Below are 8,664 nucleotides of genomic sequence, written 5' to 3' on the forward strand. Positions count from 1 at the left end.
CCTTCTTTAAAAACGTAGATGCACAGCTGGAAGCCGGTGTAGACGGCATCATCTTGGGCGGCACCTTGGGGGAAGCCAGCGTACTGAGCACGGACGAAAAACAGGAGCTTACCCGCAGGACCATTGCGCATGTGGCTGGCAAAGTGCCGGTGGTAATGAACATTGCCGAAGGCGCTACACAGGAAGCTATTTTACGTGCCCGCGAAGCCGAAGAAATGGGCGCAGATGGCCTGATGCTGCTCCCGCCCATGCGCTACTACTCCGACCACCGCGAGACCGTCGCTTACTTCAAGGCAGTAGCCGAAAGCACCTCGCTGCCCATCATGATCTACAATAACCCCGTGGACTACAAGCGGAGCATCACCCTGGAAATGTTTGACGAGTTGCTCGTGCACGAGAACATCCAGGCCGTAAAAGAATCAACGCGCGACCTGACCAACGTCACGCGCATGCTCAATCGCTTCGGCGATCGCATCAAGATCCTGTGCGGAGTAGACACCCTGGCCCTGGAAAGCTTGCTCATGGGCGCGCACGGCTGGGTGGCCGGCCTGGTGTGTGCCTTCCCGAAAGAGTCGATGGCGATGTTCAAGTTGGCCAAAGCCGGCAGAACACAGGAAGCATTGGAAATTTACCGTTGGTTTATGCCGCTGCTGGAACTGGACATTCATCCGAAACTGGTGCAGTACATCAAGCTGGCCGAACAGATGGAAGGCATAGGCAGCGAACACGTACGGGCGCCGCGTCTGCCGCTGATCGGGGAAGAGCGGAAAGCCGTGATCGCCACCATCCAGAAAGGAATAGAAACAAGGCCACAGCTGCCTGATTTTAAAGAAGAAGCCTATGCCGTATAACGAAGCCTTAACCAACGCTGCGCAGGCGTTTGAAGTCTATAAGAAAACCACCCCGGCACAGCGGGCACAGCTGCTGCGAAGTATAGCAGAGGCCATTGAGGCGCTGGGGGAAGAACTGTTGGAAACAGCCAGCCGGGAGAGCAATCTCCCGCTGGCCCGCCTGACAGGTGAGCGTGGGCGAACCTGCAGCCAGTTGCGCCTGTTTGCCGATCTGGTGGATGAAGGCTCCTGGGTAGAAGCTATCATCGACACGGCTCTGCCCGACCGCCAGCCTTTGCCGCGTCCCGACCTGCGCCGCATGCTGTTGCCGCTCGGGCCCGTGGTGGTGTTCGGTGCCAGTAACTTTCCGCTCGCCTTCTCCACCGCTGGCGGCGACACAGCCTCCGCGCTGGCGGCGGGCTGTACCGTGGTGTACAAAGAGCATCCGGGCCACCCGAAAACATCCCAGCTGGTGCACAAAGCGATTGTACAGGCGCTGCAGGCAAACGAACTTCCGGAAGGCGTGTTCCAGCACGTAAGCGGGGATGTGGAAGTGGGGCAGGAGCTGGTGAAGCATCCGGCTACAAAGGCTGTCGCTTTTACAGGATCTTATATAGGGGGCAAAGCTATTTTTGACCTGGCCATGCAGCGCGAGGTACCTATTCCGGTATACGCCGAGATGGGCAGTACCAACCCCGTGTTTATACTTCCGGAAAAACTGAAGGAGAACACAGCTGAGCTGGCCCGACAGGCAGCGGCATCGGTGCTGCTGGGGGCGGGGCAATTCTGCACCTGCCCGGGCTTGCTGTTCGTGCCGGAGTCGGAAGTAACAGAGGGGTTTATGGAAGCGCTGGAAGAAGAGCTATCTAAATCTACTCCTGCCAAGATGCTGCACGACGGCATTGCCGGCAACTATTACAAGGGACTGAAGAAACTGCTGCAAGCGGAAGGAGTGCAGGCACTGGTGCACCAGGAAGCACACGTGCTCGAAGGCCGTGCTGCCCTGGCGAGTACCAGCGCAGCACAGTGGCTGCAGAATCCGGCGCTGCAGGAAGAAATATTCGGTCCCTTTACCCTGGTGGTAAGGTATAGCAGCGATGCAGAGTTGATCTCCGCAGCAAAAGCATTGCAGGGCCAACTCACCTGCACGCTCTGGGGCTCACACTACGAGCAGCAATTACAGCAGGAACTAACCGATGTGTTGCGCGACAAATGCGGACGACTCTTGTTTTCAGGGGTACCAACCGGGGTGGAAGTGAGCCCTGCCATGACGCACGGCGGTCCATTTCCGGCTACGACTGATAGCCGCAGTACGTCTGTGGGCACCTACGCGATCAAACGCTTTGCGCGGCCTGTTACGTTTCAGTCGGCTCCGCAGGCACTGTTGCCAGCAGAGCTGCAGGACGAGAACCGCACCGGCCTGTGGCGCACTATTAACGGAAAACTTTCCCAAAGCAGCCTATAAGTATACCTATGGCCAGAAAAACATTCTTTTGCATCGATGCCCATACCTGCGGCAATCCGGTGCGCCTGGTGGCAAGCGGCGGCCCTGTGCTGCAGGGCCACAACATGAGCGAAAAACGCCTGCACTTTCTCCGGGAGTACGACTGGATCCGGAAAGGGCTGATGTTTGAGCCCCGCGGTCACGACATGATGTCGGGCAGCATCCTATACCCGCCGCACGATCCGGAGAACGATGTGGCCGTGCTCTACATCGAAACCAGCGGCTGCCTGCCCATGTGCGGGCACGGCACCATTGGTACGGTCACGATCGCTCTGGAAGAGGGCTTGATCACCCCCAAAATACCCGGCCAGCTGCGGCTCGAAACGCCTGCCGGCTTGGTGCGCGTGCAGTACACGCAGGAAGGAGACAAAGTGAAGTCGGTGAAGCTGACGAACGTACCGGCCTACCTGGATTCGGGAGACCTGACCGTAGAATGCCCGGAACTGGGTACATTGAAGGTGGATGTGGCCTATGGCGGTAACTTTTACGCCATCGTGGATCCACAGGAGAATTTTAAAGGTATAGAAAACTATACAGCCGACAAGCTTATTTCCTGGAGTCGCGTGCTGCGCCAGCGCCTCAACGAGCAGTATACCTTTGTGCACCCCGAAAACCCGGCTATCAATGGCCTCTCGCACATTCTCTGGACAGGTGAGCCCCTGGCTGCTACTTCCACAGCCCGCAACGCCGTTTTTTACGGTGACAAAGCCATTGACCGCTCGCCCTGCGGCACGGGCACCTCGGCCCGTATGGCGCAGTGGTATGCTAAGGGAAAGCTAAAACCAGGGCAAAAGTTTATCCACGAGAGCATCATCGGGTCGATTTTTACCGGTACCATCGAAGAAGAAACCACGGTGGCGGGTAAACCGGCCATTTATCCCGGCATCGAAGGCTGGGCCATCATCACCGGGCACAATACCATCTTTTTTGAGGATGAAGATCCATACGTTCACGGTTTCCAGGTAATCTGATATGAGCAACGTAACGATAATCGGCGGGGGCGTGGTGGGCCTATTCACGGCTTACTACCTCTCAGAAGAAGGCTTCGAGGTGACCCTGCTCGACCAGGGGGACATGCAGCAAGGTTGCTCCACAGGCAATGCGGGCATGATCGTGCCGAGCCATATTGTGCCGCTGGCTTCGCCGGGCATGATCAGCAAAGGACTGAAGTGGATGTTTTCTGCTAACAGTCCTTTTTACATTCACCCCCGTTTGGATAGGCGCTTGCTGCAATGGTGCCTGCATTTTTACCGTGCCTCCACTAAAAAGCATGTGGAGCACAGCATTCCCTACCTGAAAAACCTGAGCCTGCTGAGCAAGCGCCTGTACCTGGATTTTGCGCTGCAGCATCCTGACTCCCAGATCGGATTGGAGGAGAAAGGCCTGCTGATGCTCTACAAAACGCCGGAAATGGAGCGGGAAGAAACGGAAATGGCGCACTTGGCCAACCAGCATGGGATTGAAGCATATGTCCTGTCGCGGGAGGAAACGCAACAATTCGAACCGAACGTAGAGCTGGATGTTCGTGGGGCGGTGCATTTTACAGGTGATGCACACCTAGACCCCGCCAAGCTTCATTGCTTTCTGAAGGATTACCTGGTGGCCAAAGGGGTAAAGCTGGTGTCGCAGGCGCAGGTACTTAAATTTGAAAACAAGGGCAATCGCATTCAAACTATAGTTACCACCCAAGGTGACTTTACCTGCGATCAATTGATCGTGTGCGCCGGAGCCTGGTCGGGGGAACTTACCAAAAAACTGGGCATTTACCTGCCCATGCTTTCAGGCAAGGGTTATAGTTTCATGCAGCAAAATCAGCCGGCCTTGCAGCTGCCTGCCATACTTTGCGAACGGAAAGTAGCCGTAACGCCCTTTGGCGAGCAGGTGCGCTTCGGTGGCACGATGGAAATCACAGGTACCGACCACAGCATCAACCAACAACGGGTGCGCGGTATTTTCGACTCGATTTCCAACTACTACGCCAACTTTCAGCCCACCTTTCCGGAGGCGGAGAAAATATGGAGTGGTTTGAGACCGTGCTCACCGGATGGCTTGCCTTACATTGGCGCTACACAGCGCTGGAGCAATGTGCTGTTTGGGACGGGCCATAGTATGATGGGCGTGAGCCTGGCACCAGCAACCGGCAAAGTGCTGGCCGAGCAACTGCTACGGAAAGAAGCGCAGCTGCTCACCGATGCCTTTTCGCCGGATAGGTATAGTTAAGGCGGTAAAGAGTAGGGTTTTAGTATATACTTTATACTTTACAGTTTCTTCTTTACAGTTTCGACTTTAACCCTTCGCTGTTCCGGACTTCCTTGTCCGCGTTTATCCAAACACGGGGATTAGGAAATCCCCGGCAGCGAGCTTTCGGACAAGGATGTCCGAAAGCTCGCTAGAGCGGTAGTGTGTACAAGCAGAGAAGTAGAAAGTATAACTGATCCAATCCTGGAAGTTTGAAATTTAAATGTAGGCAGCATTGGTGCAGTCTCTAGCCGAGGGCCTTCTGCCCGGTCTGGAGCAGGCAACTGAAAAATTGCTGTTTGAGAAACGAATGGGTGCACGGCTTCAAATAAAAATGTAAATTTCCTGCTGTAAGATTTTACAGGTGATCTAAGCTTGTAAGAACATACTTTAGCAAGTACTTCACTCGCATAATGCGCTCCTACTTATAACACCATTCAGGTATGCACCACTTAAAACTACGATCCCTTTTGCTGCAGCTGTTGCTGCTGTTCATCATTGTCACCACCTCTTTTGCCCAGGGCAGCCAGAACCGGCAGTGGCTGAAAGCCGGCAATGCCTATGTGCTGGAAGAGCAGGGGCAACTGGTAAAGTATAGTTTGCCTGACGGGGCGTCCAGTGTTTTCCTGGAAAAGGCAGCACTGGTACCAGCTGGCAAAAACGAACCTTTAAAAGTGCGCAGCTTCACATTGTCTGCCGATGAACAGAAAGTCTTGATCTATACCAATACCCAGAAAGTATGGCGCTACGATACCCGGGGCGATTATTGGGTGTATGACCTGCAAACAAAACGGCTGCGTCAGCTGGGAGCCGGAAGGCCGGAATCATCGCTGATGTTCGCCAAATTTTCGCCGGATGGCGGGAAGGTAGCCTATGTAAGCGAGCACAATATTTTTGTAGAAGACCTGCAGAGCGGCCAGCAAAAACAGCTAACCCAGGATGGCACCCGCAAGCTCATCAACGGTACCTTCGACTGGGCCTACGAAGAAGAGTTCTCTGCCCGCGACGGCTACCGCTGGAGCCCTGACAGCAAACGAATTGCTTACTGGCAGCTGGACGCCACTCAGGTAAAAGACTACATCATGTTTAACATGCTGGATGGTGTGTATGCCAAAGTAATTCCGGTGGAGTACCCGGTAGCAGGAGAAGCGCCATCGCCTTACAAGATCGGTGTGGTGGACATCACTAGTGCTGCTACCCGTTGGATGGACATTCCCGGTGACCCAAGCAACACCTACCTGCCGCGTATGGAGTGGGCCGCTTCTGCCGAGGAACTGATCGTGCAGCAACTCAACCGCAAGCAAAACGAAAGTATATTGTACCTCTGCAACGCTGCGAACGGCAAAGCCAAACAGCTTTACAAAGAGCAAGACCAAGCCTGGATCGATATCCTGCCTAGCTGGGATAATTCCTACAGCTACGGCGGCTGGGACTGGCTGAAGGATGGCAAAGAATTCTTATGGGCAAGTGAGAAAGACGGCTGGCGCCACCTCTATCGCGTCAGCCGCGATGGTAAAAAGGAACACCTGATCACCAAAGGTAACTATGATGTAATGGAGATTGCCGGCATCGACGAAAAGGAAGGCTACGTATACTTTCTGGCCTCGCCTGACAATGCCACCCAGCAGTATTTGTACCGTACGCGCCTCAATGGCAAAGGCAAGGCCGAGCGTCTTACCCCGGCGTCGCAGCCTGGCACCCATACGTATAGTTTGTCACCAAATGCCAGGTATGCGCAGCACCGTTTTTCTAATTATTACACCAAGCCGGCGAGCGAGTGGGTAGCGCTGCCAAACCACAAAGCTACAAGTGGCGAAAGCGCCGTTGCCAAAGCATTGGCTACGGCAGATAAAGCGGCCAGCGGCATAGAGTTCCTCAAGGTTAAAACGGCTGATGGCACCGAAATGGACGCCTGGATGGCCAAACCTGCCAACTTTGATCCGAAGAAGAAGTACCCGATCGTGTTCTATGTTTATTCCGAACCTGCGAGCCAAACCGTGACCGACACCTATGGGGCCGGACAGAATTTCCTCTACAACGGCAGCATGGCCGAGGATGGCTACATTTATGTATCGGTAGACAACCGGGGTACGCCCGGGCCGAAGGGAAGAAACTGGCGCAAGAGCATTTACCGGAAAGTGGGCCAGCTCAACATCGCCGACCAGGCTGCGGCAGCGCGGGAGCTTCTCAAGTTACCGTATGTAGATACAGCCAGGGTAGCCGTCTGGGGCTGGAGTGGTGGCGGCTCAGCCACGCTCAACCTGCTTTTCCAGCACCCGGACATCTACAAAACCGGTATTTCGGTAGCAGCCGTAGCCAACCAGCTCACCTACGACAACATTTACCAGGAGCGTTACATGGGCCTGCCACAGGAAAACCGCGAAGATTTCGTGAAAGGCTCCCCAGTAACGTATGCCAAAAACCTGCAGGGCAACCTGCTCTATATCCATGGCACCGGCGACGACAACGTGCACTACAACAATGCCGAGCAGTTGGTGAATGAGCTCATCAAGTATAACAAACACTTCCAGTTCATGCCTTATCCAAACCGCTCGCACAGCATCTCGGAAGGGGAGGGCACCGGCGAACACCTGTCGACCTTATTTACCAATTTCCTGAAGCAGTACTGCCCGCCGGGCGGCAGGTAGTAAAAAAGTAACCAGGCCCAGATGTCAGAAAGAAACGCTACCATCTGGGCCTGGCTTTTCCTACGATCGAAGGTATAGTATAAACAATTGTGTTCTACAACCCTTAGTAGAATGCCGCTTTGGTCTTTTCTCCACGTGTAAGGCTTCTTTACAGAGAATCAGGGTTTAGGAGCTGGATTTTTGATAACACTTCTGTATGAACTGATCAAACTCAGAGCTCGAAAATAACTAAAAGAGCATAGAGGTCGGGGCTAAGTTTTAGCCGGAGAAGTTGTAATGCCCGCTGCTTTTGAGTTTTGACTGTATTAACAGAAATCCCTAGTTCACTGGCAACCTCCTGGTTCTTCATTCCCTCTAGATAACACATTCTGGAAATCCGCTGGCAATTGGCAGGTAGGGTGCTTAGGGCGCTGTGTAATTGGGCGAGAACCTCAGCCTGTATGATAGCATTGTCCAGACTTTCTTCACTTGCTGTTATGTCACTTAAGCCAGCAGCATAATTGGCTTTTACCCTCTGGTGGCGTGCCATATTCAGGCTGGCATGTTTGACTGTGCTGTACAGGTAGTTCTTGATGGCGATAGGATGAGGAGCAACAACAGATTTCTGGTTCCAATATGTGATAAAAGCTTCCTGCGCTATGTCCTCGGCAGTCTCCCTGCATTCTACAATTTGAGCCGAAAAGTAAACCAGGCGGGTATAATACCTTTCAAAAAGTTGCTTTAAGGATAATTCCTCAATTGGAATTACCGAATCTTCGTTTTCGCTCATCTTCAGGACACGTTAAGATTATTAAATTTGGCCAAGGGTAACCTTGACGAAAGCAGAAGTCAAAGGTGGCGAAGTAGCGACACATGCATCTGGTCTTGCAAATGGTTGCGTCTGATAAACTTACAAATAAAGTTAATATTTTCAAACTCAAGCACATTTTGAAAGTAAGCGCTCACTCAACCAATGGTGTTTGTCTGATTGACAACGAGCCGCAACTTGTTAGGCCTTGAATTCGTGCCTTGTTTTGAACTGCCATCGGTGCGTTAACCACTGTAAAGAAACATGGTTCCTTTCCACGTATTGACCTTCACTTCTGAGCCCAAAACTAGCCGTTAATTCTTTTCGCTTGGCAAACCGATGGGTTAAGTTAATGTTATATTTAAGTAGGGAGAAAATAGATATGTCATCCCTCTTCAAAATTTAACCTGAAAGCCCAGGCCCACCCGATAGGCTCAAGCAGCCCTGTCAAAAGTGTACATCCAGTTAAGTATATAAAGTTTTTCAAAAATAATTTAGAAACCTTTCACCCCTTTTGTCTCCATAGGTGTCTTAACCGCAACACAGCCACTATGGAGAACAATCAAGAACAATTCAAAAGAGCCAGCCTGATTCTGAAGCATCTGAGAGGGGAGTCAACCCTGAAAGAGGAGAAAGAGATGGTGCGATGGTTACAGG

Annotated in this window: 6 protein-coding genes; 5 read left to right on the plus strand and 1 reads right to left on the minus strand. The window is 52.8% G+C overall.

Features of this window, described 5'->3' with window-relative positions; translation table 11 throughout:
- The 5 genes from OB13_RS09385 to OB13_RS09405 all read left to right on the plus strand — a co-directional run.
- Positions 1-851 (plus strand): dihydrodipicolinate synthase family protein (locus OB13_RS09385; protein WP_461489903.1); only part of this gene is annotated, 851 nt, incomplete at its 5' end.
- Positions 841-2,295 carry an aldehyde dehydrogenase (NADP(+)) gene (locus OB13_RS09390; protein WP_461489904.1) on the plus strand — a complete coding sequence of 485 codons (1,455 nt, stop codon included), beginning with the start codon at positions 841-843 and terminating at the stop codon, positions 2,293-2,295. The genes OB13_RS09385 and OB13_RS09390, both read left to right, overlap by 11 nt.
- 8 nt (positions 2,296-2,303) lie before the next feature.
- Positions 2,304-3,305: a 4-hydroxyproline epimerase gene (locus tag OB13_RS09395; protein ID WP_461489905.1), complete on the plus strand. Its 1,002-nt coding sequence runs from the start codon at positions 2,304-2,306 to the stop codon at positions 3,303-3,305.
- 1 nt (position 3,306) lies between these two features.
- On the plus strand, positions 3,307-4,554 hold the full coding sequence (locus tag OB13_RS09400) for an NAD(P)/FAD-dependent oxidoreductase (protein ID WP_461489906.1): 1,248 nt from the start codon (positions 3,307-3,309) through the stop codon (positions 4,552-4,554).
- 461 nt (positions 4,555-5,015) lie between these two features.
- Positions 5,016-7,220: a S9 family peptidase gene (locus tag OB13_RS09405; RefSeq protein ID WP_461489907.1), complete on the plus strand. Its 2,205-nt coding sequence runs from the start codon at positions 5,016-5,018 to the stop codon at positions 7,218-7,220.
- Between the two features lie 211 nt (positions 7,221-7,431).
- Here the strand turns inward: OB13_RS09405 and OB13_RS09410 are convergent, their stop codons facing one another.
- Positions 7,432-7,989 carry an RNA polymerase sigma-70 factor gene (locus tag OB13_RS09410; RefSeq protein ID WP_461489908.1) on the minus strand — a complete coding sequence of 186 codons (558 nt, stop codon included), beginning with the start codon at positions 7,987-7,989 and terminating at the stop codon, positions 7,432-7,434.
- Positions 7,990-8,664 lie beyond the last annotated feature (675 nt).

The sequence above is a fragment of the Pontibacter sp. HJ8 genome (assembly GCF_054824225.1).

Bases quoted from the DNA above. Each gene is read 5' to 3' on its own strand.
- OB13_RS09390 (WP_461489904.1), top strand. From the start codon at position 841: ATGCCGTATAACGAAGCCTTAACCAACGCTGCGCAGGCGTTTGAAGTC.
- OB13_RS09395 (WP_461489905.1), top strand. From the start codon at position 2,304: ATGGCCAGAAAAACATTCTTTTGCATCGATGCCCATACCTGCGGCAAT.
- OB13_RS09400 (WP_461489906.1), top strand. From the start codon at position 3,307: ATGAGCAACGTAACGATAATCGGCGGGGGCGTGGTGGGCCTATTCACG.
- OB13_RS09405 (WP_461489907.1), top strand. From the start codon at position 5,016: ATGCACCACTTAAAACTACGATCCCTTTTGCTGCAGCTGTTGCTGCTG.
- OB13_RS09410 (WP_461489908.1), bottom strand. From the start codon at position 7,989: ATGAGCGAAAACGAAGATTCGGTAATTCCAATTGAGGAATTATCCTTA.